The organism is Roseivirga sp. AWQ4_251 (assembly GCF_056158225.1).
In genome coordinates, this window is the sequence record NZ_JBSWSW010000001.1 from 2247480 (window position 1) to 2273334 (window position 25855).

The following is a 25855-nucleotide window of genomic DNA, read 5'->3' on the forward strand; positions in this document are numbered from 1 at the left end:
ATCAGCAGACTTAGAGTGTCTGACTTTCATTCACCAAATACGATACGATTAACCTCTTATGAAAAAGTCGAGAAAGGTGGCCCTCTAAGAGTTAGGCCGGAAGAATGTGGAGAAAGTGGCTCTCCGTAAATGTATGTTGACCAAACTTTAGAACTTAACTTGTCAGGCCAAAAAGCAATTGTAGTATTGATAGCTACATCAAATACTGAAATATTTATTATTCTGCTATCAGTTGTGTTTAATTGAGTGATCTCATGCGAATGAGAATTGTGTGCATGCCCCTCAACTAACTGATGGAGAAAGGTAAAACTGTCGATTGAAAAACAATTCTCTTCAACATGATCATGATGGTCATGACCGTGTAGCTCAGAATGGTTTAAATCTAAAACATCAAAGTCTTGATGTGAATGATGAATGTGGGGTATAGCATTTTGTAGAGTAATCAAACTGATCACACCCAACAAAAACAACGCTTTGATTTTAACCCACTTTTGCATATATTCCGCAAATATGAGGATTATTTCTTAATAATTCATTCTTGCTTACTTAGTAATCTCCCACCTTCAGCCATAGCCAACCCAAAACCCCGCAGGTAAAGCGGTGTTCGTCAATCGTTCCGTTTTGTTCCGCAAAAACATATCTGCAAGGGTAAAATGTACTCCCTTCGGTTGCCCTTGCATATACCATTCACTTACCAGGTGGTTTGTGCTCCAGTAGGTGCTCACCACCTGCCGTTCACTTGTTTTGCTTCACACACTCTCTCCTTCCTCACTCGCAGCTATTTCAGCCCCCCAAACTCCTTCTAAGGTGTTCGCTACACTCACAATATTTTTTATTGGGGGTCTGCCGCTGCTTATTGTTTTTGCTCGCCTGCGGGTCGCTGCGGGCTGATCGGGCTGTCATGCTTTTTGCTTTCTGCCATGTGCCTCCAGTCGCTTCATTTCAGTCACTCGTTCCTCATTCCTTTCATTCAGCCACTTTCAGCACCGCACACAAGAGTAGCTCATTCACTACACTACACGAGCTAACGCAAAGTCATTCCGCAATCTGCCTGCAATTCTCCTTCAATGTATTTGTATGGCAATTGAAATCTACAAATACTCCCCATGCTATTGCAGGCAGTTATTGCTCCATTCCTTTCCAACAATCGTTTCGTTCCGTTCAGTCGCTACCCTTGCCTTTGCCGACCCTGATGCAAAAAAACACGCCAGCCCTGCCGTAAACGGTAGGCGTCTGCCGCCCTCATTCTTCGGGCTTTTGCAGCCACCACCCTTGCTCCGCTCGCAGGCGGCTCGCAGAAATGGCTTCGCCTTGGTTTACCTGCGTTTCCACCTCTCCCGAGAAAAGCAAAGGCTCATAGAGTAATTATTAAGCATTTGCTTAAATAAGAAAACTATTTGTATCTTTGCTGCGTTATTAAATCCCAAACAGGAAGATTATGGAAAACAATCAATCGTGTATCAGAGTGTTTGCCGACAAGGTTCAAATAGACAATTGTAGAGAAATACTTCAAACCAATGACAAGGCATTCAGCCAACTGAGTGGACTTTTAGCATTGGCAGGAAACGAAGTAAGGTTAAAAATCTTATTTCTCTTAGAAGAAGAAAACGAACTTTGTCCTTGCGACCTTTCAGACATTCTCGGAATGAGCATCCCTGCCGTTTCGCAACACCTCAGAAAACTAAAAGACGGAAACGTCATTGAAGGTAAAAGAGAAGGACAAACCATTTTCTACTCTTTGAAACAGGAGCAACTTACTTTACTTCGTCCATTTTTTAAACACATCATAAACAATTCAAAAAAGGAAACAGTATGAACAAGAAAAACAACAGACTTGTCGGAGCGGGTGTGCTTTCGGCAGTAGCAGCATCACTTTGCTGCATTACACCTGTATTGGCTCTTATTTCAGGAGCTTCAGGAGTGGCATCTACCTTTTCATGGATGGAACCAGCAAGACCTTATCTAATCGGTATCACCGTTTTGGTATTGGGCTTTGCTTGGTATCAGAAACTCAAACCCCGATCAGCAGAAGAAATCCAATGTGATTGCGAAGAAGACGAAAAGAAATCTTTTATGCAGACCAAAACATTTTTGGGAATTGTAACCGTGTTTGCAGCCTTGATGCTTGCATTTCCAAAATACGCACACATTTTCTATCCTTCAAACGACAACAAGGAAGTTATAATCGTTAATGCCTCTGACATCCAAACGGTAACTTTTGATGTAAAAGGAATGACTTGCAATGGTTGTGCTTCACACGTAGAAAATGATGTGAACAAATTGCCAGGCATTGTTAAGGTAGATGCGATTTATGAAGAAGCGACTGCCAAAGTAGAATTTGACCAAACCAAAGTGAGTCTTGCTCAAATTGAAGAAGCCATCAACGGTACAGGTTACAAAGTGGTTGGCAAGAAATAGTATTTTTTTGCCCCTCGTATTTAAGAACTTAATTAAATAATTATACTATGAAAAAGAATTTAATTCTATTGAGTGCTTTGTTCCTAATTGGAATTGCTCAGCTTAATGCTCAATGTTGCAAACCGACTGACAATAAAGCACAAACAGCAAATACAACACAGCAAGAAGGTAAGACCCTGCAACTGAAAATCACGGGAATGACTTGTGCAGGTTGTTCCAACCATATTTCAAATGCCCTCAAAGAAGTGGACGGCATTATTGAACACAAAGTGGAATATCCGGGCGATTTGGCAACTATCCAGTACGACCCAAGCAAAACAAATCCTGAAGCTATCATAAAAGTAATTGAAAAAACAGGTTATAAAGCCGAAATCATTAAAGAAAATTCTAAATAATATGAAAACTGTAAAATTAATTTTAGGCATTGTTACTATCGGGATGATAGTAGCTAGTTGTAATAAAGAAGTACAGGAACCGGAAGTAAAACCAACAAATTCTTCAACTCCCGGTACTAATTCTTCCACCCCAACAGGTACTTCGACCATTTCTTACACAGATTTGAGTGCGGAACAAAGCACCATTGCGATTGGGGCAACCACAAAAGTAACAGCTACAGCAACAGGAGATGGTCTTTCTTATATCTGGAGTGCATCAGATGGCGATATTATAGGAAGTAAAGCATGTTTGCAGTAAAACCCCAAATAGAAAACTTATGAAAAATCAACGAAAATATATTGACGGTCAATTAAACGACATTCTTTTTTCTGAATTTAAGATAAAGAATAGCGATTTTATTTTACGAATATTTCAAGAATTGATGCAAGGCAGTTCTATATCTAAAAACAGATTTTATAAACTAATAAAAGTGTCCAAAGATAAAGCGGACGCTATTTTGAATAAACTGGGCGAAACCGATGTACAAGGAAATATTATTGCATTTTCTGGTCTATCTACAGTTCCTACCAAACATCGCTTTATTGTAAATGGTAAGATGTTATACACATGGTGTGTAGTAGATGCCATTCTGTTTGCTGAATGGTTAGATGTGGAAGTCAATGTTCATTCGTCCGACCCAATTGATAGTTCTCTCATAGAATTACAAATAAACGGAGGTCAGCTATTATGGACAACTCCTTATCCTTTATTTATTTCTTGGGTAGAATCTGTTGACACCTGCAATATTAAAGGGTCGCTATGTAATCACGTTTCATTTTTTGCAAGCGAAAGAACAGCAAAACAATGGTTAAAAAATAATCCTGATGGAAAAATATTGACGCTTGAGGATTTCTTTGAGCCTAAAAACATAGGAATGAAATGTTGTTAAGTATAGTCCTAAATAAATTAAAAAAATAAGATGAAAGAAGAAAAAATAAAATTGGAAATTGCAGGTATGACCTGCGACCATTGTGCCACAGGAATAAAAAAAATGCTTTCACAAAATGAGGGTGTTAAAGAAGCCAATGTGAGCTACCCAAAAGCTACTTGTGAATGTTCTTTTGACCCTACCAAAACAAGTAAAGAAGAAATCATCAATACCATTAACGGCACAAAAAACTATCGTGTAAAAAGTGAAATTTCTGAAAATGGAAATAGTAGGAATAATCAATTTGATTTAATCATTATCGGTGGCGGTTCGGCTGCATTTTCGGCAGCTATAAAAGCCGAAAGTTTAGGTTTAACGACCTTAATGGTAAACGGTGGTTTGGACTTTGGCGGTACTTGTGTCAACGTGGGTTGTGTGCCTTCTAAAAATCTTATTCGTGCAGGCGAGTCGGCTTATCACGCTACACATTCCAACTTTGAAGGCATCCGACCAAAAGGCGTTGATATTGATTTTGCTCAAATCATCAAAGACAAGAAAAAATTAGTAGCCACACTTCAAGAGAAAAAATATATGGATGTGGTAAGCGATTTTGAAAACCTGACTATGCTAAAAGGTTGGGCAAAGTTCAAGAACAACAAAACCATTGAAGTAGACGGCAAAGAATACAAAGCCATCAAATTTTTAATAGCCACTGGAGCTACTACCAACATTCCGACTATTGAAGGATTGGACAAAATTGACTACTTGACCAACGTTTCCCTTTTCGACTTGGAAGAAAAACCCGAAAGCTTGACCATTATGGGAGCAGGTTACATAGGTTTGGAAATTGCAATGGCGTACAATCGTTTAGGCGTTAAAGTCCGAATCATTGAATTTACCGACCGTGTTCTACGGACACAAACCCCAGACATCAGTGAAGCATTGGAAACCCAAATGCGAAAAGAAGGCATTGAAATCTTACCTAATTTCAGAGCCGTGAAATTCGAGAAACAAGCGAATGAAACCATCATTCACTGTAAATGTCCTGATGGTTCATTTACTCAAATAGTAGAAAAAGGAAGGGTGGTAATTGCCACAGGAACAAAAGCCAATACAAATCAATTAGGATTGGACAACATTGGTTTGGAACTCACCCAAAGCGGACACATTGCAGTAAATGAAAAGATGGAAACCAATCTATCCAACATTTACGCAGCAGGTGACGTAACCAACACCCCTGCATTTGTTTACACAGCCGCTTTTGAAGGTAAAATTGCCGTTGAAAATGCTTTCTCAGGAACAGAAAACAAAGCCGATTATTCCTCTTTACCTTGGGTGGTTTTTACTGACCCACAAATTGCAGGCGCAGGTTTAGATGAAGCACAGGCAGAAGCAAAAGGCATTCCGTTTGAAGTTTCAAAATTGGAACTCAAAGACGTGCCGAGAGCCATAGCAGCAAACGACACAAGGGGTTTTATCAAACTCATTCGTAACACCGAAACCGATAAACTCATTGGTGCAAGAGTAGTCGCACCCGAAGGCGGAGAACTTATCCAACAATTAAGTATGGCAATCAAATACGGAATAACGGTGAAAGACTTAGCAGACAGTTTCTACCCTTATTTGACTTTGGGAGAAGGAATAAAATTAGCAGCCATAACTTTCGGAAAAGACGTATCGAAATTAAGTTGTTGTGCAAGCTAAATCAAATTCCTTCAATTCTATGTTTTCGATTCCCATTCATGCATTGCCTTGCTATTCAAATAGTACTGGTTCATAGAATTGGCATTTAATAGCCATAAATAGTCAATAATCACTCATACATAAAGCAAAGGTACAGGCGTGCGGATGCGAGAGCTGCAAGGGTTCGCTTCGCCTGTTAGGAAAAAAAATCTCCACCCTACGGGTAGTATTTTTTTCCCACAGCCCTTGCTGCAATCGCACCGTCCTGTGATGACGGGGCATTATGTATAAGTTCTTATTCAGAGTCCGTTTCGGCAGCCGGTGGTTGTTGGCGGGCGTTCGCACCTCAGGTCATCCGTTCCATGCAGGCATTCAGCGTTTCGGTATCACCGATTATACGCTACGTATCTTTTGGTTCGAGTTGTGCCTTTCAGAGCTTCCTTTTTAGGGGGCTCTTTTTTTTTACTCGTACAGGGAAAATTTTAAAAAGAGAAAAGCAAAGTTAGGCGGGCTCGCACAATCCCATCGCACTATCGGACTGTAAAGGTCAAGCCCTACGGGTTTTGAAAAAAATCTCCACCCTTCGGGTAGTATTTTTTCCAAAAACCTTGACAGCCGACCTCCGCCCGCCTGAAAGACAGCTTTCTCTTTTCTTTTTTTCCCTTTTTTCTTTTCTCTTTTGAAAAAATCTATGCGAAGCGCAGCGAGCAAAACTTTAATGGCTCACTGTATGAAATCGTTTCGTATCAAAACACACCGACTGGAAAGCAGCTACCAACAGCCGCACTTCTTTATCCTGAATAAAGGATTGAACAGCGGGAAACCGCTCAACAACGCTTGCCCGAATTGCTTTGTTTGCCTTACCGACAACCAAGAGGACAGGGAATTTCTCTTTTGGCTATGCTTTGGATTGTGGAGGTCAAAATCCTTTCACTATCTCCTGAAAGGCTCCGTAATTCCATTTGTGACTATTGATGAAATCCGAAAGCTGATCCGTGAAAGCTCTACCAAAGCAAGCTTTAAAGCACAGGCATTTCAAAAGGCAATTCAAGCCCTTCAACTACTCGATACCAACGAGCAAAAAATCAAAGTCACACTAAAGATGATTGATACTGCCAGACAAGCCATATTTTATGACTTGATGAAAGAAGCAGATGCAGGGTAACTTCCTGCCCTGCCAAAAAAACAGGGCGACAAAAGCAAAATAAAGCACACCACCGCAACAGCACCCAAGAGAGAACTACCGCCTAATTCTTGAAGTAATTTAGTTGGCGAAGGGCAAATCCATGGTAAGTCCGTGTCAAGTCCAAGCAAATGTTTAACTCCTTAAAAATCGTAAAGAGATGGGAAAAATTAATCAAGGTATTCTCGGTGGCGTATCAGGCCAAGTAGGGAATGTAATCGGTGGAACTTGGAAGGGCATCGATTACCTGCGCATCAAACCTTCCAGTGTAGCGAATCCAAGAACGGAAGGTCAGGTTGACCAGCGTTCGAAATTCTCAACTGTCCTAAGGTTCTTGCAGCCAATGACAGACTTCCTGAGAGTTGGTTTCAAGTTGTATGCAAACCGTATGACCCAATTCAATGCGGCCATGTCTTACAACCTGAACAATGCAGTTACCGGAGCTTATCCAAACTTCATGATTGACTATGCAAGTGCGTTGGTTACTCGTGGTAACTTGACAGGTGCGGCCAACGGTGCAGCTACTTCTCCAAGTGCTGGAAACGTAGAAGCAACCTGGACAGACAATTCAGGAAGCGGAAGTGCTCAGGCAACAGACAAAGCTCTGATTGTTCTTTTGAACACTACCAGAGGGGAAGCAGTGTTCACCACTGCGGGACCAGCAAGGTCTGCCGGATCAGCGGCCATTCCAGTGCCTTCTGAGTACTCAGGAGAAGACGTTGAAGTCTTCTTAGGGTTTGTATCAGAAGACGGAACTAAAGTCGCTAACAGCGTTTATTTAGGCTCTGTAACAGTTGCGTAAAGCGATTGGTGTTTTCCTTGAAAACCGCTTCCTTTGTGGAGCGGTTTTTTTATGCCCGTACCCCTCGATTTTTCCTTTTTTATCGCTTAGTTTGACATTCCTAAGCGTTTTTTGTTGCTAATACGTTTCTACCATTTTAGCAACACATTGAAAAACAACAGGTTAAAAGCGTTTCAAATATTTTGCATCGGGAAGTAAGCTTCCAAAGGATGCTTTTTGGGCAAACCCACCCATGCAAGTTGGTATCTTTAGCGAGTTTACTCAAGGAAAATGATTTCTGTACAAATGAACTGGCTTGGGAAAATCATTAGTCTTTCGGTATGCCTTCAAATATCTTCCAGTCAGAATAAAAACATTGTCTGATAACCCGATAAAATATAATTTGAAAACCTTTCATTAAAGAATCATTAATGACTCAAACAGATATTAAGGCCTTGGAAAAAGAACTCTGGGATTCAGCCGATGACCTTAGAGCAAATTCCAAACTCACGGCTGCTGAATATAAAGATCCCCTACTCGGTTTAGTATTGCTTCGCTTTGCGCAGAACAGATACGAGGACGCCAAAATTGAAATAGAAAAGTCTCTTCCGGTTAACCCACGTACCGGGCAAACTAGAGAAGCAACAAAAGACGATTATGCTGCAGCTGGAGCTATTATGCTTCCAGAGAAGGCGAAATATGATTACCTGGTTGGCTTACCTGAAAGCGAAGACATTTCGGAGGCTATCAACAATGCCATGAAACTGATCGAGGAAGAATATCCCGACTTAGCAGGTATTCTTCCCAAAAGCTATCAGGAGTTCGATGCAAAGCTATTGAGAGACTTGGTAAGAGTTTTCAATGCGGATGCCGTAAAACAAGCCAAAGGTGATGTTTTCGGACGCATTTATGAGTTCTTCCTGATGAAGTTCTCTATGCAGGGTGCCGGTGCGCAGGAAGGTGGAGAGTTCTTTACCCCTCCTTCTTTGGTGAACCTGATCATCAACTTTATTCAGCCCAACCATGGCATTATCCACGACCCTGCTTGCGGTTCGGGTGGCATGTTTGTGCAGACGGCTCACTTCATTAAAGACCACGATGCAGGCAAGTCTGTGAATGAAGCTATTACGGTATATGGAACGGAGTTAAAAAGCAACAACGCCAAACTGGCCAAAATGAACCTGGCCATTCATGGTATTGAAGGGAAGATTATGGAGAGCAACAGCTTTTATACCAACCCCTTTAACCTTACCGGCAAGTGCGACTTTGTAATGGCTAACCCGCCTTTTAATGTAGATAAGATAGATGCCAAGAATAAATTCTTAACCGAAGACGACCGTTTGCTTTTTGGGGCTCCGCTTACAGGTAAAGGCAGCATTGGCAATGGTAATTACCTGTGGATGCAGTATTTCTATTCCTACCTGAATGAAACTGGAAGAGCAGGTTTTGTAATGGCTTCTTCTGCTACGGATGCCGGTAATGCCGAAAAGCTGATCAGGCAAAAGCTGATTGAAACAGGCGATGTGGAGTGCATTGTTTCCGTAGGCAATAACTTCTTCTATACCCGAAGCTTGCCTTGCCATTTATGGTTTTACAACAAGGGCAAAAAGACAGAGAACAAGAATAAAATCTTAATGATTGATGCCCGGAATATCTACAGAACTGTAAGCACCACAATTAATGACTATTCTGAAGGACAGTTACTCAACCTCAATAGCATTATAGACTTTTTTAGAGGTGATATCAATACTACAGAAACTGTTCTTAACCAACACAAAGCAAGAACCAATAAGTTAATGGCTCAGCTCTTTGCATTGTACACTAAATCAATGACTATAGCGCTTGAGACCATTCAGGAGTATAAAATAGATGACTTCACCTTAGCTCAACTTATTTCTTGGACAGAATCTGACTTAAACAGTGTTGAAGAACACCTTAAGATTTTCAATACTGCTCTAGAAGGAGTATCCGAGAAAATTAAAACATGGGAAAAGGAGGTTGAGCGTATTGAAGCAGAAGGGAAAAAAAGAAAAGTCGACCCGAAACTTACCAAAAAAGAAACTGCACCTTTTAGGGAAAAAATAAATGCCTTTGCCAAACTTATAAAGGCATATAACAACGAACGTTCCGAACCACTTAAAGAAACTCAACAGTGGATTAAAGACTGGAAAGCACTAGATCAATACTTCCCAAAAGGCACCTACAAAGACGTTGAAGGACTCTGTAAAGTGGTAGACCTGGAAGAAGTAATAGAACAAGATTACAGCCTTACTCCCGGCCGCTATGTGGGCGTAAGCATTGAGATTGATATGGACTTCGATTACCATGGCAGAATCCAAGAGATTCATTCTGAACTGGCTGCCTTGAATACAGAGGCCAATAATTTGATGTCTAAAATTCAGTCATTGGAATTATGAAATTAGGTTGGAAAGAACATCACTTACATGAATTAGCTGATATGCGATTGGGCAAAATGCTTGATCAAAGAAAGAATAAGGGAGTTTTTTATCCCTACCTAGCCAATGTCAATGTTCTTTGGGGTAAAATTGAGATGTCTGATTTAAGACAAATGAGATTTGAAGAATCAGAGTTTGAAAAGTATAGTTTAAGAACAGGAGACATTGTAATGTGTGAAGGTGGCGAACCGGGCAGATGTGCGATCTGGAAAAGTCAAAACCAAAATATGATGATCCAAAAAGCATTACACAGAATTAGAGCTAAGAATAATGTTGATAGCACATTTTTATATTACTCACTCTATTATAAAGGTAAGAACGGCTATTTCAACGGTTTTTTTACTGGTTCTGCAATTAAACATCTAACTGGAGTTAACTTATCTCGAGTAAAAATCGAATTACCCGATAAAAACTCCCAAGGCAAAATAGCGGCTATCCTTTCGGCTTATGATGACCTAATCGAAAACAACCTCAAGCGCATTAAGCTACTGAAAGAAAAAGCCCAACTCACCTATGAGGAGTGGTTTGTCCGCATGAAATTCCCCGGGCATGAGACAACGCCTATTGATGAGGAAACAGGACTGCCTAAGGGGTGGGAATCAGTCAAATTAAGTGAGATAGGAGGATTTCTTAATGGTTATGCATTTAAACCCAAAGACCTTGGTGAAGATGGAATGCCAGTAATTAAGATAAAAGAAATGAAAGGTGGTGTTGTTTCAGACACACCGAGAAATACTGGTAATGAGGTTCCTCAAAAATATATTGTAAATAATGGTGACATCCTTTTCTCATGGTCTGCGACTTTAGAGGTAGTAGTATGGAATTTTGAAACGGGACTTTTAAACCAACATTTGTTTAAAGTGACACCTAATAAGGACTACGGTAAAAGCTATGTATTCTTATCCACAAAAAACTCTTTGAAGATTTTCGACCTGCTTACAACCGGAGCAACAATGAAACACATTAAAAGGAAGGAATTGGATTTCGTTAAGTTGAATAAACCCCCAAAAGCTATTATGGATCAATTTGAAGAAATAGTTGGTAGATGCATTCAGAATGTACTTAGCCTTTCAAAACAAAACCAACTCCTTAAAGAAGCCCGAGACATCCTACTCCCCCGCTTAATGACAGGTATGATCGATGTGGATAAATTGGACTTAAGTGCTTTTGAGCAAGGAGATGCTGAGGATATGTTAATGGCGGCTGAGCCGGGGGTTGAGTATAGGTCTGCACATGATGAGTGAGATGAAAAGATAGGCAAGATGAAATTTGATACCATAGATGACTTAACCCACAAGATTATTGGATGCGCCATGGAGGTGCATAACCAAATGGGTAATGGCTTCCAGGAGGTGGTTTATCAAAGAGCATTAGCCATTGAATTTGGATTACAAGGCATTTCCTTTTCCAGAGAACTAGAAATGCCACTGACTTATAAGGGTAAGTCAGTCGGTACCAGAAGGGTAGATTTTCTGGTTGAAGAGAGCGTGATGCTCGAACTCAAAGCAATTGTAAAACTGGAAGGTGTGCATAAGGCTCAGGCCATCAATTACTGTGAAGCGTACCAAATTGCTGATGGCTTGCTGATCAATTTTGGCGCAGAAAGATTACAGTATCATAGGGTCTTCAACAAGCAACTCAAAAACACATCATCATGAACATCATACTATCTTTTAATCCTGTGCAAACAGAAAATAGATGATAATGGCGGCTGAGTCAGAAGCTAAATACAGATGAAAAGCAAGACAACATACACAAAACAAGAAGCAGATGAGATCATTGATCTGATTAGACAAAAGCTCAAGGCAGATACAACCCAACAAAAAAGCATAAGAGCTAAAATCAGAAGACTAGGATTTCATGCAAGTGATTTTGGTTTTAGAGGATGCTACACCGAACATGATTTCTTGAATGTTATCAAGGTCATTCGCGGCAAGAAGGTGACACCAACAATTCAAACGGTTTTACCAAACCAAAAGCAAATCCCAAGCAAATCGTCAAGCAAGAGTTCAAGCAAACGAAAAGACAGTGATGAAGCTTATGTCATCGACCTTTGTGATGAAGTCTTAGAACTAAAAGGCAGCAGGCAGCACAAATTCGATTTCCTAAAAGGAGATGCAGGCACCAGGCTACCTGTAGATATCTTCTACCCTTACCTAAATCTAGTAATTGAATACCGAGAAAGACAGCATTCAGAGCCCGTAAAACTATTTGATCGAAGACAAACTGCAAGCGGTGTTTCCAGAGGAGAACAACGCAAGATCTACGACCAGAGAAGAAGAGATGTGCTCCCCGAACATGGCATCAAGTTAATTGAGATCAGTTATGATGAATTTGAGTATGACTCAAGGAAAAATTTGGTGAGAGATAAGGATAAAGACTTTCAAAGAATCAAAAGAATTATCTATAAATCAAATTACCGATGAAAATATATAAGCTCTCCTTGGGAAAAGATTTTTTTAATGACCAGCAGTTCAATGAATTAATACAGCAAAAGTTTGTTTGTGTTCATCCAGATACAAAGTCTGCAGGAAGAAGTAAGGCTAAGCCAGGAAAAGAGTTTACAGACGCGGAAGAAGGTAGTCTCTTCTTTCTATGTAGATCTGCGGACACAGTTGAATTAATTGGTTTTTTTTCAGATCAAATGGCAAAAACCTCTTCACTATCTGGAAAGGATGACTGGCTGGAAAGGGAGTTTCAAGTTTTAGTTAGCGCTAAGAACCAAGAAAACTTCAATAAGGACACTAAAAAATGGTGGTCACCTGATTTTCGATCAACATTTGTTCAAATCCCCAATGATGAGCACTCTCTTTTTGAAGAGAAAATCCTAAAACCAGTATTTGACATTGATTTAACTACTCTCAAATCTTTAAAAGAGGCACAACAGGCTAAAGTAGATATAAATGCTCAGAAGTTAATCAGACTGCAAAAGACATTCGAGAAGTTGAGCAATGATGAAGAGTATCTTTTCAATACAGTGAATTCAATGCCTATTAAAAATATTGAAAAACTCTACTATCATTTCAGAAAACTCAGAAATATCGATCAACAACCGGTGGTTCTTTTAAGACTAAGAATCCTTGAAGACCTAAGAGCAGGTAATAAAGTAACGACTGAGAGAATACAGAAAATCAAAGAGCAAATAACAAAGGACTTCTCTACCGATGCTTTCAGGTCTTGGACGTCCAATTTCAGAATTCTTTATAGATTTTTCCATATTCCTGTCAAACACAGAGTAGAAAAATTCCTTAATGACCTAACCGATCGATTAAGAAGAGATCTTAATATTCTGGATATAACTGAGATTCGAATCGTCACTTTTGATGGGGCTCAAAACCAGGGTCAAGACAGGATTTGGTTGGCCATTTATAATAGCTCTCATAAAAGCCAGAAAACTGCCAAGCAACTATTTATGAACTTTCAATTTGGAAAGGTAGAGTATGGCCTATTGGATCATATCCATCAACCTAATAACATCTTAGCACAATATGATAGCTTTGATTATGACCACCTCCTAAAAACTTTTAGATCTTTTGTTACTCTAATAATTGCAGATGACTATTCAAAAAACTTTGAAATGAACACTTTTAAGAATTTGCTTCAAACTAAAAAACAAATCATCCTTCAAGGCCCTCCTGGCACAGGTAAAACCTATACCGCTAAAGACATTGCAGAATCGATGATTTTTGGAGAGGTATCCAAAGATAAAATTGAACAAAAGAAGAGGTTAGAGAGGAGTGGTCATTTTGCCTTAGTTCAGTTCCATCCTTCTTACTCTTATGAAGATTTTATTAGAGGTATTGTCACAAGGACCAATGAACGTGATCAAGTTAAATACGAGGTTAAAAACAAGCTATTAGGGAATTTCGCTGAAAAAGCAGATAAATTCTCAATAGTAGTAGACACAGATAAGGATCGCTTAGGCAAGTTATACAAAGACCATATTGCTAAGCTCCTTAGAAAAAATCGAAAAACAGGCAAAGATTACTATTTCGACAAGGAGCAAACCATTCGGCTAAAATCAATATCCGATTATCGAGATGTCAATGATCCTAACAAGTTAAAGTATGAGGTGTTGTTTGATGATGGAAATTGGAGAGAACAAACCTGGCTTGATTTTGATGTTGAGTTTAATAAGGAGACCTATTTAAATTTTCTGGGCAAGAATGAATCTGAAAATATTAGGCACATTAAAAATGACTTCAGAAATTATATAGGAATGCTTCCAAGGGAAGAACATTCATTCATATTAATCATTGATGAAATCAACAGAGCGAATTTACCCTCCGTACTGGGAGAACTGATTTATGCACTTGAATATAGAAACGAAGCAGTAGATAGTATTTACGCCATTAATGGTGATCATAGCATAGTAATACCTGACAACCTCTACATTATTGGGACAATGAACACAGCAGACAGAAGTGTAGGGCATATTGACTATGCCATTAAAAGACGCTTTGCCTTTGTAGATGTGTTACCCGATGAGAATGTAATTGAGAATCCTGCTGCTAAAGACCTATTTAGAAAAGTATCAGAGCTTTTTGTAACTGAAAAAGAAGGCAGCAAGGAAAATTCGGATTATCTGGCTCCAGATTTCGATTACAAAGACATTCAGCTAGGCCATAGTTATTTCATTCTCAAGTCAGGAACCGAAGAAGAGCAACAAGAAGAGTTGAAAATGAAGCTTCAATATGAAATTCTGCCTATTCTCCATGAATACGTTAAGGATGGGATTTTGCTTGATGAGGCCAAAGAAGTAATAAGCAAACTAGCACTTTGAAACCTATACAGCACACATATAGAGAACATGAAAAGCGAGAATTCATTTCAACTAGTCTCCCCTTTTCTGAAGAAACAAGAGTTCGAAAATTTAGTAAATCAAGAAAAGGGCAAGATGTTAGCCTTCCTTGCTACTCAATAGAAGGAAAGGAAAACAATTTTCAAATTTCAACAAGCTACTTTATTGGAGTAGACTGGCTTCAGGTTGAGCAGGCAGCCATTTGTGTAAGCCCAAAACTCAATGATGATTCAAACGAAACCGACTACATTAAAATGCTCTTCTCATGCCTGAAGCATCCTGAAGTAGCATCAGAAATTAATGAGCTTTTTGAGGTCGACTGGAAATCCCCAACCATTGCCATTGAGCAAAAACAAGACCTTTTGACACCCTTTCTAATCGTTGAATTCTTAAGTCTTTTAAAGACCATTGTACGCAAAGGACTCAAAAAGTCTTACTACAAGGTTGAAAGAAATCTTCACAGCAGAGTAAAGGGAAAAGTAATGGTTGGAAAGACTATTAAGCAAAACCTTCTTCAGAATAAAAAGCTCAACACTTATTGCAGTTATGAAGAATATGGGCTTGACCACAGTGAAAACAGACTACTAAAAAAGGCATTAGTCTTCATTAAAAGATACTTGCCTACTTATACTCAGTTAACCAATCACAAAGACTTAATAGATACTTTCAACTATATCAAGTCGGCCTTTGAAAGCATATCCGATCAAATTGAGTTATCAGAAATTAAGACCGTAAAAGCCAACAGCTTCTATAAGGAGTATCCCACAGCCTTAAATCTAGCCAAGCTCATTCTGAGAAGGTTCGGATACAATATTTCAAATACTAGCCAGCAAGTCGTAAAAACCCCTCCATTCTGGATAGATATGAGTAAGCTTTTTGAGCTTTATACGCTCGGACTGCTTAGAGATAGATTTCATAAACAGGTAAAATATCAGTTTAAGAGCAAAGGCAACGAGCTAGACTTTCTTATCAATAGTCCAGATTTTAAAATGGTAGTTGATACTAAATATAAACTCAAATACTTGAGCGGTGTAGTGACAGAGGACATACGCCAAGTCAGCGGTTACGCTAGATTAAAAAGGGTATATGAGCAGCTTAGTATAGAAAAGGGGAAGGTAATTGACTGCCTAATTATTCACCCCGATCAAACAAATGGAATTGAAGATTTTTCAGATATTGAAAAGAAAATCAAGGAGTTAAAAGACTATAATGACGTTTATCAGGTAGGAATTAAACTACCAATGATCAATTGACACACAATGAGCTACGAATATTCAGAAGACGGATTAATAGAGCAAGCTACCCAAGATGTATTGGAAGAATTGGGATGGGAAGTAAAGACCGCCTGGAAGAATGAGTTTTTTGGAGAAGGACTATTGGGAAGAGACAATAAGTCTGAAGTAATACTTACCAAATACCTGAAAGAAGCACTCATTCAACTCAACCCTGACCTCCCTTCTACGGTTTATGAGCAAGCTATAGGACTAATCACACAAAAAGTAGCCGATCAGTCTGCAGGAAGAATTAACAAGGAGAAATACGATCTGCTGAAGAATGGGGTTCCTGTTAGCTACACCAATACTGATGGAGAACTTACTAAAAGGAAACTCAAAGTATTCGATTTCAGCAATTATCAGAATAACCACTTTCTGGCGGTTCGGCAGTTCGAGGTGCTGGGAGAGCTCTATTTGAGAAGACCGGATGTCATCGGTTTCGTGAATGGTATCCCTCTGGTTTTCATGGAACTCAAAGCCCACTTGCACGATCTGCAGAACGCCTACGATGACAACCTGAGAGACTATAAAGACACCATACCACACGTTTTCAACTGCAACGCTTTTATCATCCTCAGCAATGGCACCGATGCCAAGGTAGGTACACTTACCAGTCCTTATAAGTACTTCCTTGACTGGAAAAGAATTGAAGAAGACGAAGAAGGAATAGTAAGCCTCGACACCATGCTCAGAGGTACCTGTGCACCTCATCGGCTTATGGACATTTTTGAGAACTTCTTACTCTTCGATGAATCAAGAGGTGACGTCATGAAGCTAATGGCAAAAAACCACCAGTTTATCGGGGTTAACGAAGTAATCGACAATGTGAAGAACATAGAAGAGCTGAAGGGAAAGCTGGGGGTTTATTGGCACACCCAAGGCAGCGGCAAGTCCTATTCCATGGTTTTCCTTTGCGAGAAAATTCATCGGAAACTGGGCGGTTCTTATACTTTCCTTATTGCTGTTGATCGCCAGGAATTAGAGAACCAGCTATATGATACCTTTTCAGGCGTAGGTGTGGTCAATGATAAGTCTATTATCGCTGGAAATAAATCTGGAATAACAGGAAGAGATCACCTCAGAGAACTACTCGCTCAGAATCATAAATACGTTTTCAGCTTAATCCATAAGTTCTCTATTGATCCGGAAAAGGAAAGTGAATATCCACTTATTACAGACAGGAAAAATATCATTGTAATCTCTGATGAAGCACACCGAACTCAGGGCGGTACATATGCCAGAAACATGCGCTTTCATGGGTTGCCAAATGCCTCATTCCTAGGCTTTACCGGCACCCCGATTATCAAAGACGAAGAAGAATACACAAAGAATATTTTCGGTGATTACGTTTCAGTTTATGACTTCAAAAGAGCCATTGAGGATGAAGCCACTCTCCCACTCAAATACATCAATAAGGGTGAAAAATTAGATATTGAAAATCCCAAGCTCGATGAGCAGATGGCTGAGATTCTGGAAGATGAAAACCTGGATGAAGATCAACAGAAGAAGCTCACCTATTTGTTTCAAAAGAACTATCCAATTCTTACGGCCGAACCAAGACTAGATGCCATTGCCAGAGACCTCGTCTGGCACTTCAATGAAAGAGGGTATCAGGGTAAAGCCATGTTTGTTGCGCTGGACAAGCCCACCGCTGTTCGAATGCACAATCTGGTTATGAAATATTGGCCGGAGTATTTAGCCGAACTGGAAGATAAAATCAAGAATGCTGTAGACTCTCAGGAAGCTCAGGAGCTGGAAAGAAAATATGCCAAGGTTAAAACTACGGAAGTCTGTGTAGTGGTAAGCAGTGAGCAAAATGAAGTGGACAAATTCAGAAAGATGAATTTAGACATTGAGCAGCACCGCAGAAAAATGGTAGAACGAAATCTGGAAAAAGAGTTTAAAGACCCTGATAATCCATTCCGTCTGGCCATTGTATGTGCCATGTGGATTACCGGTTTCGATGCCCAATGTGTTTCAACCGTTTACCTAGACAAACCAATCAAAGGCCATACCCTCATGCAGACCATAGCCCGTGCCAACAGGGTTTATGATGATATGAAGGAAAATGGCCTGATCGTAGATTATGGGAATGTCTATGAGCAGTTAGAAAAGGCCTACTCTATTTATGGCGAAGGAAGTAAAGGCTCGGGAGGCCCTGGAAGCAAAGAAGGGAAAGATGGATCTATAAAACCAGTTGAAGAGCTGGTCATGCTTGAAGTAGAACTAAAAGAGGCAATTGATAAAATCAAAGAATATCTAGCCAGTCTCAATTTTCAGCTAAAAGAACTCGTTGAAGCCAACCCCATGCAGAAGATTGGAAAGATTAAGGAAGCTGCAGACTGCATTAACCTTAACGAAGCCACTCGAACCACATTTGAAATTATGGTAAGAAATGTCTTCAGGAAGTTCAAAGCCCTTTATCCTGAAGAGCAAGTAAAGCCCTACGTAAGAGATTATAATGCTATTGAGGCGATTTACGGGCTACTTAATCAGAAAGTAAAAACAGCAGACATCACCGAGGTGATGATGGAGCTTCAATCACTTGTCAGTGACAGTGTCTTTATTAAGGATATTGTAAAAGAGCCGGAAGAAGAGGTATATGTAGACTTAAGTAATCTGGACTTTGATAAACTCAAAGCTGCATTTGCTAAAGCTCCTAGAAAGAATACCCTTACCTACGACCTACAACAAGCTATTGAAAAAAAGCTGGAACAAATGCTCAAGGAGAACCCACTGAGACTTGAGTTCTATGATCGTTACAAGGAGATTATTGAAGAGTATAATAATGGCAAGTCTCTGGAAAATACAGTAAGAGCCTTTGATAAACTGACAGAATACTTAAAAACTTTATCTGAGGAAGATCAGCGAGCAGTAAGGGAAAATTTAGGACAAGAAACCCTCGCCATATTCGACCTGCTCAAAGAAGGAAAAGAACTTAGTCCGAAAGAGCTCAAAGACGTAAAGAAGGTGGCTACTCAAACTCTCGAGAAACTCAAAGCAGAAAAGCTCAAGATTGAAAGATGGAGGGAAAGCCGACAAATTACTGCTCAGGTTAAAGGAATGATTTACGACAACCTCCTATGGTTACCTCAGGAGATCTACACTGACGAGGAAGTCGGTCAAAAGACAGTTAGCGTTTACCAACATATCTACACTAATTATTATGGTGGAGGCAAAAGTGTTTATCAGAGAAGTGCGTAAAATCGGATATTGTATAATACTTACCATTAATTTTTAAATGAGAGTTCTGAACTCATGCTGGGTATCAACTATGAGGTTTTATAAATGAAAATAAGAATTAGCAGGAATCTAACTATAGATAGTCGGACATTAATACGAGTTGAATGGAGAGGTACTATACCTCGACTTGTTGTTCATGAGAAATTTGAAAAGCATCTCAAATGGGCGTTAAGGATTCTTACCCTACTGGGTATATTATCTGGGTTATTGGCTTTTGATAAATGGTATTTTGGACTGATACAAGGAAGTCTTTTATTCTTAATTGAACAGTTCATTGAAAAGTCCATTATCGAGTTCACTTCAATAATAATCCAACCTCCTCCAAGTTTCCGAATTGAATATAATCAGTGGAAGACTAATGGTTTTATGATTCCCACAATTAGAAATGAAGATATTCTTCCTCATTTTGGCCCAACCTATAAGGACGAAGACTATGCCACCAATTTTTTCACATATTTAAGATCTTGGGTCAACAATAATGCTTTCGATGATCTCGAAAACAATATCGTTGTCTCTATTGTGATAGAATCTGACGATCGTTACACAACATATCTCTATGCAAACCCTGAAAGATCTAGATTAAATGATCAGTTTAAATTTCTAGGAGAAGATCAAAAATTTGAGAAATATGGCAAAAACCAACAAAGGCTCGTTGCTCAAATGTACTACTGGAAAACACTTGATTTTAAAAAAGGATATCACATTGAAAAGTTTCTTGAATTTTATAAAAATGGCGACCCATTTTATCTTACTCCTTCTTTAATTGAACCCTTTAATCTCCCACCATCATTTCTCACAAATCTTAGTATTAAGAAATATGAACTAAAGGTTAAAAAAAGAGAAGAAGTTGGAAAAAGAGAACCTGAATATTCATTCACACCCAATATTGTACTACAACAGGTTAAGGGATATAAAAAAATCTGGAGTAGAGCTGAGGAAATACACAATGTGAAAGAAATTGAGGAAACACTTTCAAATCCAGTTGACTTAGGGTTTACCCCCAACGAAGGTTCAACGGCTGGAGTAATTAATATCTGTTACGAAGATTGTGAGCTACCCTTGTACGCTTATGAAGAAATAATTAAGCTTTTCAAAGGTAAAAGTGGGAATTTGACCATTATTCGAAAAGAGAACAATGTTGATTTAAAGCTTGATTCAGACGAAATAGTTATACCAATTAATATTAAAAATGTTCCTTTCAACTCAGGAATGCTGAAAGCATTCTTGGATGTAGAAGGCGGAGGAGAAAATGTAGTTTTCGCAATTGGATATCCAGCAGCTAATGAAAGGAAACTAGTTTCGAGAAAAGGAATGTCATTTTTAACAGTAAATTGGGTTTACAATGAAGAATAAAATTTCAAAAATTATTTTAAGCTTGAAATATTAACTTTTGGAGGGATTACTCAATCAAATTATCTTTTCTAAATCTCCTTTTAGTTAGAGAAACTGATTTTGATACTTTCTTTATCAAGAAAAATTGAGTTCTATATCACATCTTCTTTGGGCACCACATTGCTTTTTCTATCTTTTCGGTTTTTATAGAAAACCATGGTTTTTAAAGCAGCCAAACACATTGCTAACCAGAGCAATCCTGCCGCAAAACCTGCAATCACATCGCTAGGGTAATGAACGCCTAAATAGACCCTACTCGCTCCGATGGCTAAAATCAGCAAGCTCAGTAAAATACTCAAAGTGATTTTAAGCCAATTCGGTTTTAAAGCTGTAATGGTCAGGTATATCAAAAAACCGTAGAGGGCCATGGAAATCATGCTATGTCCACTGGGGTAACTCAGCGACCAATCTGCTACGTGAACCAATCTACCGTCCATAGCAGGCCTTGGCCGATTGATGATGAATTTAAAAGCCATATTTAAAGCAAGCGTACTCAGCAATATAACCGTGGCTGGAATTACGGAACGCCAACTTTTACCAATAAAATGAAGCACCAACGCACTTACAGGAATCAGTATAAAATAAGTGTACTTCCCCCCCAGCCTTGTAATGGCAATCACAATCGTGGTAAGCGTTTCCGACCGATATGCGTAGATAAAATTGGTTACCGTTTCATCAATTGCCAGTGTATCGTTCCTTCTCAGCTCTTCAGTAAACTCAAAAAGAAAGTCAAACACTGCAGCACAAACAATAGCCGTAATGATTAAAAATAGAATGTAAGTAACATACTCCTTCTTATGATTAACCAGCTCCTTCGAGGCTGAAATCAATTCTCTAGTGACTCTTAACACAACTGATAATTACAAAATTCGAAATCAAGTTTGACTTAATTAACCCCTTAGGGCTAAAGGTGTTTAATCTCCTTCCATTTATGTGAATCGTGTAGATATATTCCAACATAACTGTTGTATATCCCCACAGTTCTACACAAACACTCTTCTTTTAATTGATCAAAGAAGAACGATATCGCTGAATTAGTTCAAATAGAGCCTAAATATGGATTCATATTCAAAAATGGGCTCCATGGCATAGTCCTTGCACCTTTATGCATGAATTTGATTCTTCTTAAACGAGGAGAAATTGAATACGCGAAGTAGAATGTAGAATCAAAAATCAGAATATGATCTTTCATAAAGAAAGAATAATACCTATAAGATGCTTGAAAGATCCAGAATTTATGGACGCTACAGACTTTACCGAAGTAGGCGCCATGAGATATGATCTTAAAATCACATCGGAAGAAGATAATATGTTGAATTTGGAAGTCCCGAATATCAACTTTCAACCCGGTTTATATTACACCATAATTGTTAGGGGTTACAATACACCGCCAGCAGGAAATAGCAACGTATTAAGCGCCCAAATTTTGGTTAATTAGGTTATATCTTAATCACGGGAACGCGTTTCTCACCGATTAAGGTATTTCCGCCATAGGCACATGTTCCGTTTAAACCGAAGTTTAAATGGGCATGTGTCTTTCTTTTTAAACCCTCACCAAATGGTTTTGAACAATGCTCAATAAGCAATAAGAAAGAGACCTATTGAAAGACGTAATATTGGCTGTCTTCCTCAGAAAGCAATAGAAGAGTATTTACTTAGACCCATAAAAAAACCCTGAACCATGTTCAGGGTAATAAGTATTTTAATTGAGGCTTTGGCCTCAATTAAAATGATATATGATTTAAAGAATGATAATCAAAAGCAAGATGATGATAATGGCGCCTGAAGAAATATAAAGCCCTCCAGAATCGCGCTCACGCATTTCTTTTTTGATAGAACGAACTTCCTTTCTCAACTCTTTTCTTTCCTCTCTGGAAAGTTCAGACTTATCCATATCCTTGATTTCGTTGATTCTACTCAACATGGTTTCCGCTTCTTCTTTCGTCAAAGGCTTCACCTCCTCCGTTTTCTCAGTATCATTGGCAGGATTGGTAGCCGCGTAAGTAGGTGCAGCAAATAATGTGAGTATAAACAGGGTAGCAATGATTGATATTTTCTTCATGTTATTAAGTTTTGGTAACTAAAAAATAACTTCCGATCCGATTAAATGTTTTGGCCAAATAAGTCGATTTCATTCCTTTACTCTTCACAAAGGTTCAAGCTTACCGAACTTAATCTCTCCATAACCATAGCGAGAAACCATTTCTTCAAACCATAAGATTGTTAAAGAAGTAGATTACCAAACAGCCTTTTAGCAAGCTTTGCGAAAAAAATGCATAGAATTGGGTGATCTTTCTCTCGGAAACAGCACATACAATTAGAACGCTGATTTATGCAAGTAGCAGAAGTAAATACAAAGGACAGAACGCAGTGGATTGAATCGCTCTATTTGGAAAGTTTTCCTGCGGTAGCGAAAATGGTAAGTCAACGCGGAGGAAGCCTTCAACAAGCCAAAGACCTTTTTCAAGATGCCTTGATTATTCTTTATGAAAAGCAATTAAAAAATCATTCGCAGATTGAAAACGAGCATGCCTATATATTGGGAATTGCCAAACACTTGTGGTTCAAAAGAAGTGCTGAAACTCCAAAAGAGGTTGAATTACCAAGCGACTTTTCGGAATGGACAGCAGTGGAATCGCCCTCCTATTCTTCAGAGAAAATCTTAACCTTTCTATCGGTAGCTGGCCAAAAATGTATGGATTTGCTTGAAGCCTTTTACTACAGAAAATTCGATATGAGAAAACTCGCTAACCATTTTGGTTTTGCGGGCGAAAGATCGGCCATAGTGCAAAAGTTCAAGTGCTTGGAAAAAGTTAGAGATCAAGTGAAAGCTAAAGGATTGCAGTATGAGGACTTCGCTGAATGAACTAGAGCAAATCGAGGCTTTGCTTGCTAAGGACATCCAAAGTCCTGAGGGTTTGATTGCAGAAGCCAAACTTCTGCTAGACCCAGCCTTTAAACATCAAATTGAAGCTCAGCAAAAGAGTTATGCTCTAATTAAAGCGTATGGTAGAACACAACTTCGGAGCGAAATTCAACAAGTTCAAAATCAAATATTTACACAGCATAAATTCAAGCAGTTCAGAAACACGATTTTATCATTCTTTACAAAGCTTTAACATTTATGAACGCAAGTGTAATTCCCATGGTGGTTGATAGCCATGGAAGAAGTGAAAGGGTATATGATATTTACAGCCTGTTGCTCAAAGAACGAATTATCTTTCTAGGCACCGCTATCGATGATCAGGTGGCCAACGTCATAGTAGCGCAGCTGTTGTATTTAAACAGTCTGGATTCAAAACGCCAAATCGATTTGTACATCAACTGCCCTGGAGGCGTTGTTTATGCAGGTTTAGCCATTTATGACGCTATTAACATGATTTCCGCCCCTGTTTCTACCGTGGCAGTTGGCTTTTCAGGAAGTATGGGAACCGCACTGTTGACCTCTGGCACAAAAGGAAAACGCTTTGCTCTTCCGCAGGCAACCATCCATATGCACCCAACAGGTGGCGGTGCAAAAGGCTATACGGAAGATGTACGCATTGCCACAAGAGAACAGGAAAGGCTTCAAGCGCAGTTATTCCATATCATGGGAAAAAACTCAGGCCACTCCGCTAAAGAAATTGAAGAGTTCTTTTTACGCGACCGCTATCTCAACGCTGTTGAAGCTAAAGCCTATGGTTTAATCGATGAGGTTTTAGGAGACACCAGTAACCTGATTAAGCTAGAACAATCCGAATTGCAAGTCGGACTTTACGATTCTAAAACCACTTAATAATCTTTAAGATTTAGCAGTTATATTGCTGCTATGAGAAAGGTGCAAACGCTCAATTTAATAGTCAGTTTTTGCTGGAGCATTTTGGGATTTGCACCCATTTTCTACTGGTGGCTTTACAATTTCGATACAAGTTTATTTTGCATGAGCATCGGTGTCAGTATGCTGTTTTTCTTTCTTCCAGAACAAATACTCTCCAAGCTTCAATTTAGCCAAAACCTAAGTTTCTATAGAAATAGAGCTGTTTTCACGGTGCAATCACTGTCTCAAAATGGAACAGCCGTAAACAGAAAAGCAAACCAGAATTCAACTCCAATTTCTTTAGTAAAATCACGTAAAGGCCTCAAAAATTTACGAAATAGAATTGCGCTTAATGAAAGATTTCATTGGTTTTGCTTACTCTTTTTTTTATTGTCGAGCATCTACGCACTCTTCTACCAAAACTACCTTTTTGCTGCGGCTATCCTTGGCACAAACATCTTCTATAATCTACTTCCCATTTTGCTTCAGCAGTATTTAAAGCTACGACTCCGAAAACTCGGTGAATGGTGACTTTGTAAGCAAAATCAACCTGTGAAACCTTTAGAACTTCAACTTAAAATGCCTTAAAACGAAAGAGCTTCATAAATGAAGCTCTTTCTTAAATTTAACAATGAAGTGTGTATAAATAATCTACTGAGATAGATTCAGTTAAAAAACCCTGGATATATTAAATCCAAAGTGAATATCACCTTTAAAGAAATTTCCATCCGTTTCTGTAATGAAACCTCTTTCGACCATAGATTGAGAATTGGTAAAGTTTAAATGGAAAACATGGCCTCCAGTTTCAATTTCAATCCCTACGCCTAAAGAGTCCTTGTAAAGGTCGTTAGGCTCGTTGGTTACTCGGTAATAGTATTCTGCGTTTAGCGAAAGGCGCTTGTTTAGTTTCATTCTACCGCCTAAGCCAAGTGCAAAAATGTCGTTTGCCTGATTTTCAAAAACCTTGTTTCGATGAACAAAAGTTGGCGCCAATTGAAAGGAAAATTTATCGTTGAACTTTCTGGCAATCAGCAATTGATGAGTAGAAGATAATTTTGATTCGAAATCATCACTTTCGAAATCTGGATTTTTAATGGTCCGAATGGCCAAACTCGTAAAAGCCGTTATGGTAACTGGCATATTTACTTTTCCGGTAGACTGTTTAGCCAGATTATACTTCAAGAATCCATCGTAGACTTTTTCAAAAGAGTTTCTGCCCACAGCAACGGTTAATCGGTCGGTTATACCGTATTCTAAAGAAAAGCGGACATTTGCCCCATCCAAGCCAAAGAATTCGTCTATGCCCGAGTTAATGCGACCAAAGCGGTGCGAAATCACGAACTCAAGTTCTTTGGCTTTTCGGGTTACAATGGTATGCCCATTGATCAATCTCGCGCCTTTAAAAGTAGCTTCAGCGTAATTGATCTGTTCTGGTTGCTCTTCTTCGAGAATATCCAATAAATCTTCTTGAGCAAAAAGATTGAGGCTCGTGCACAGGAGTAGCAATAAATAGATTTTCTTCATC

At 39.1% G+C, this 25855-nt stretch carries 26 protein-coding genes; 21 read left to right on the forward strand and 5 right to left on the reverse strand.

Annotated elements, in window-relative coordinates; translation table 11 throughout:
• Positions 1-56: 56 nt before the first annotated feature.
• Together ACXACJ_RS09895 and ACXACJ_RS09900 are read right to left on the reverse strand one after the other, a co-directional pair.
• Entirely contained in the window at positions 57-497 is a 441-nt protein-coding gene (locus tag ACXACJ_RS09895) for a hypothetical protein (RefSeq protein ID WP_475134206.1), read from the reverse strand.
• 49 nt (positions 498-546) lie between these two features.
• Positions 547-687, reverse strand: a complete 141-nt coding sequence (locus tag ACXACJ_RS09900) for a hypothetical protein (protein WP_475134207.1) — start codon at positions 685-687, stop codon at positions 547-549.
• A 751-nt stretch (positions 688-1438) separates the two neighbouring features.
• Between ACXACJ_RS09900 and ACXACJ_RS09905 the strand changes: the two genes are divergently transcribed.
• From ACXACJ_RS09905 to ACXACJ_RS09980, 16 genes are all read left to right on the forward strand, one after another.
• Positions 1439-1816 (forward strand): ArsR/SmtB family transcription factor, encoded by a 378-nt coding sequence (locus ACXACJ_RS09905; RefSeq protein ID WP_475134208.1) that lies wholly within the window; start codon positions 1439-1441, stop codon positions 1814-1816.
• Entirely contained in the window at positions 1813-2418 is a 606-nt protein-coding gene (gene merTP, locus ACXACJ_RS09910; RefSeq protein ID WP_188462893.1) for a mercuric transport protein MerTP, read from the forward strand. The genes ACXACJ_RS09905 and merTP overlap by 4 nt, the downstream gene beginning before the upstream one ends.
• 47 nt (positions 2419-2465) lie before the next feature.
• On the forward strand, positions 2466-2813 hold the full coding sequence (locus ACXACJ_RS09915) for a heavy-metal-associated domain-containing protein (protein ID WP_094998231.1): 348 nt from the start codon (positions 2466-2468) through the stop codon (positions 2811-2813).
• Position 2814: 1 nt separating this feature from the next.
• A complete protein-coding gene (locus ACXACJ_RS09920) occupies positions 2815-3111 on the forward strand; it encodes a hypothetical protein (RefSeq protein ID WP_002978236.1) in 297 nt (98 codons plus the stop codon).
• A 19-nt stretch (positions 3112-3130) separates the two neighbouring features.
• Entirely contained in the window at positions 3131-3742 is a 612-nt protein-coding gene (gene merB / locus ACXACJ_RS09925) for an organomercurial lyase (RefSeq protein ID WP_002978232.1), read from the forward strand.
• A 30-nt stretch (positions 3743-3772) separates the two neighbouring features.
• Complete coding sequence (gene merA / locus ACXACJ_RS09930) at positions 3773-5425, forward strand: mercury(II) reductase (protein ID WP_475134209.1); 1653 nt, start codon at positions 3773-3775, stop codon at positions 5423-5425.
• 709 nt (positions 5426-6134) lie between these two features.
• Complete coding sequence (locus tag ACXACJ_RS09935) at positions 6135-6569, forward strand: DUF6943 family protein (RefSeq protein ID WP_475134210.1); 435 nt, start codon at positions 6135-6137, stop codon at positions 6567-6569.
• Positions 6570-6747: 178 nt separating this feature from the next.
• Positions 6748-7389 carry a DUF6266 family protein gene (locus ACXACJ_RS09940; protein WP_210758744.1) on the forward strand — a complete coding sequence of 214 codons (642 nt, stop codon included), beginning with the start codon at positions 6748-6750 and terminating at the stop codon, positions 7387-7389.
• A 410-nt stretch (positions 7390-7799) separates the two neighbouring features.
• Positions 7800-9785 (forward strand): type I restriction-modification system subunit M, encoded by a 1986-nt coding sequence (locus tag ACXACJ_RS09945; protein WP_475134211.1) that lies wholly within the window; start codon positions 7800-7802, stop codon positions 9783-9785.
• Positions 9782-11068 (forward strand): restriction endonuclease subunit S, encoded by a 1287-nt coding sequence (locus ACXACJ_RS09950; protein ID WP_475134212.1) that lies wholly within the window; start codon positions 9782-9784, stop codon positions 11066-11068. The genes ACXACJ_RS09945 and ACXACJ_RS09950 overlap by 4 nt, the downstream gene beginning before the upstream one ends.
• Positions 11069-11086: 18 nt before the next feature.
• Entirely contained in the window at positions 11087-11482 is a 396-nt protein-coding gene (locus ACXACJ_RS09955; RefSeq protein WP_475134213.1) for a GxxExxY protein, read from the forward strand.
• Between the two features lie 75 nt (positions 11483-11557).
• On the forward strand, positions 11558-12250 hold the full coding sequence (locus tag ACXACJ_RS09960; protein WP_475134214.1) for a hypothetical protein: 693 nt from the start codon (positions 11558-11560) through the stop codon (positions 12248-12250).
• On the forward strand, positions 12247-14607 hold the full coding sequence (locus ACXACJ_RS09965) for an McrB family protein (RefSeq protein ID WP_475134215.1): 2361 nt from the start codon (positions 12247-12249) through the stop codon (positions 14605-14607). Before ACXACJ_RS09960 ends, ACXACJ_RS09965 begins: the two co-directional genes overlap by 4 nt.
• On the forward strand, positions 14604-15878 hold the full coding sequence (locus ACXACJ_RS09970; RefSeq protein ID WP_475134216.1) for a 5-methylcytosine restriction system specificity protein McrC: 1275 nt from the start codon (positions 14604-14606) through the stop codon (positions 15876-15878). Before ACXACJ_RS09965 ends, ACXACJ_RS09970 begins: the two co-directional genes overlap by 4 nt.
• Before the next feature lie 6 nt (positions 15879-15884).
• On the forward strand, positions 15885-19103 hold the full coding sequence (locus tag ACXACJ_RS09975) for a type I restriction endonuclease subunit R (RefSeq protein WP_475134217.1): 3219 nt from the start codon (positions 15885-15887) through the stop codon (positions 19101-19103).
• Between the two features lie 84 nt (positions 19104-19187).
• Positions 19188-20495, forward strand: a complete 1308-nt coding sequence (locus tag ACXACJ_RS09980; protein WP_475134218.1) for a hypothetical protein — start codon at positions 19188-19190, stop codon at positions 20493-20495.
• Between the two features lie 131 nt (positions 20496-20626).
• Here ACXACJ_RS09980 and ACXACJ_RS09985 read toward each other — a convergent pair whose 3' ends face one another.
• Positions 20627-21385, reverse strand: coding sequence for a phosphatase PAP2 family protein (locus ACXACJ_RS09985; protein ID WP_475134219.1), 759 nt, complete (start codon positions 21383-21385; stop codon positions 20627-20629).
• A 329-nt stretch (positions 21386-21714) separates the two neighbouring features.
• Here ACXACJ_RS09985 and ACXACJ_RS09990 point away from each other — a divergent pair, with 329 nt between their 5' ends.
• Entirely contained in the window at positions 21715-21972 is a 258-nt protein-coding gene (locus tag ACXACJ_RS09990; protein ID WP_475134220.1) for a hypothetical protein, read from the forward strand.
• A 303-nt stretch (positions 21973-22275) separates the two neighbouring features.
• On the opposite strand, the gene ACXACJ_RS09995 is transcribed toward ACXACJ_RS09990, so the two are convergent.
• The gene (locus ACXACJ_RS09995) at positions 22276-22596 is read right to left on the reverse strand and encodes a hypothetical protein (protein ID WP_475134221.1); all 321 of its coding nucleotides are present in this window, start codon (positions 22594-22596) and stop codon (positions 22276-22278) included.
• Between the two features lie 270 nt (positions 22597-22866).
• Between ACXACJ_RS09995 and ACXACJ_RS10000 the strand changes: the two genes are divergently transcribed.
• From ACXACJ_RS10000 to ACXACJ_RS10015, 4 genes are all read left to right on the forward strand, one after another.
• Complete coding sequence (locus ACXACJ_RS10000) at positions 22867-23400, forward strand: RNA polymerase sigma factor (protein WP_475134222.1); 534 nt, start codon at positions 22867-22869, stop codon at positions 23398-23400.
• Complete coding sequence (locus ACXACJ_RS10005) at positions 23381-23653, forward strand: hypothetical protein (RefSeq protein ID WP_475134223.1); 273 nt, start codon at positions 23381-23383, stop codon at positions 23651-23653. The genes ACXACJ_RS10000 and ACXACJ_RS10005 overlap by 20 nt, the downstream gene beginning before the upstream one ends.
• A 5-nt stretch (positions 23654-23658) precedes the next feature.
• Positions 23659-24309 carry a ClpP family protease gene (locus ACXACJ_RS10010; protein WP_475134224.1) on the forward strand — a complete coding sequence of 217 codons (651 nt, stop codon included), beginning with the start codon at positions 23659-23661 and terminating at the stop codon, positions 24307-24309.
• Positions 24310-24471: 162 nt separating this feature from the next.
• Positions 24472-24861 (forward strand): glycosyl-4,4'-diaponeurosporenoate acyltransferase CrtO family protein, encoded by a 390-nt coding sequence (locus ACXACJ_RS10015; RefSeq protein ID WP_475135081.1) that lies wholly within the window; start codon positions 24472-24474, stop codon positions 24859-24861.
• Between the two features lie 138 nt (positions 24862-24999).
• Here ACXACJ_RS10015 and ACXACJ_RS10020 read toward each other — a convergent pair whose 3' ends face one another.
• Complete coding sequence (locus ACXACJ_RS10020) at positions 25000-25854, reverse strand: DUF5777 family beta-barrel protein (RefSeq protein WP_475134225.1); 855 nt, start codon at positions 25852-25854, stop codon at positions 25000-25002.
• Position 25855 lies beyond the last annotated feature (1 nt).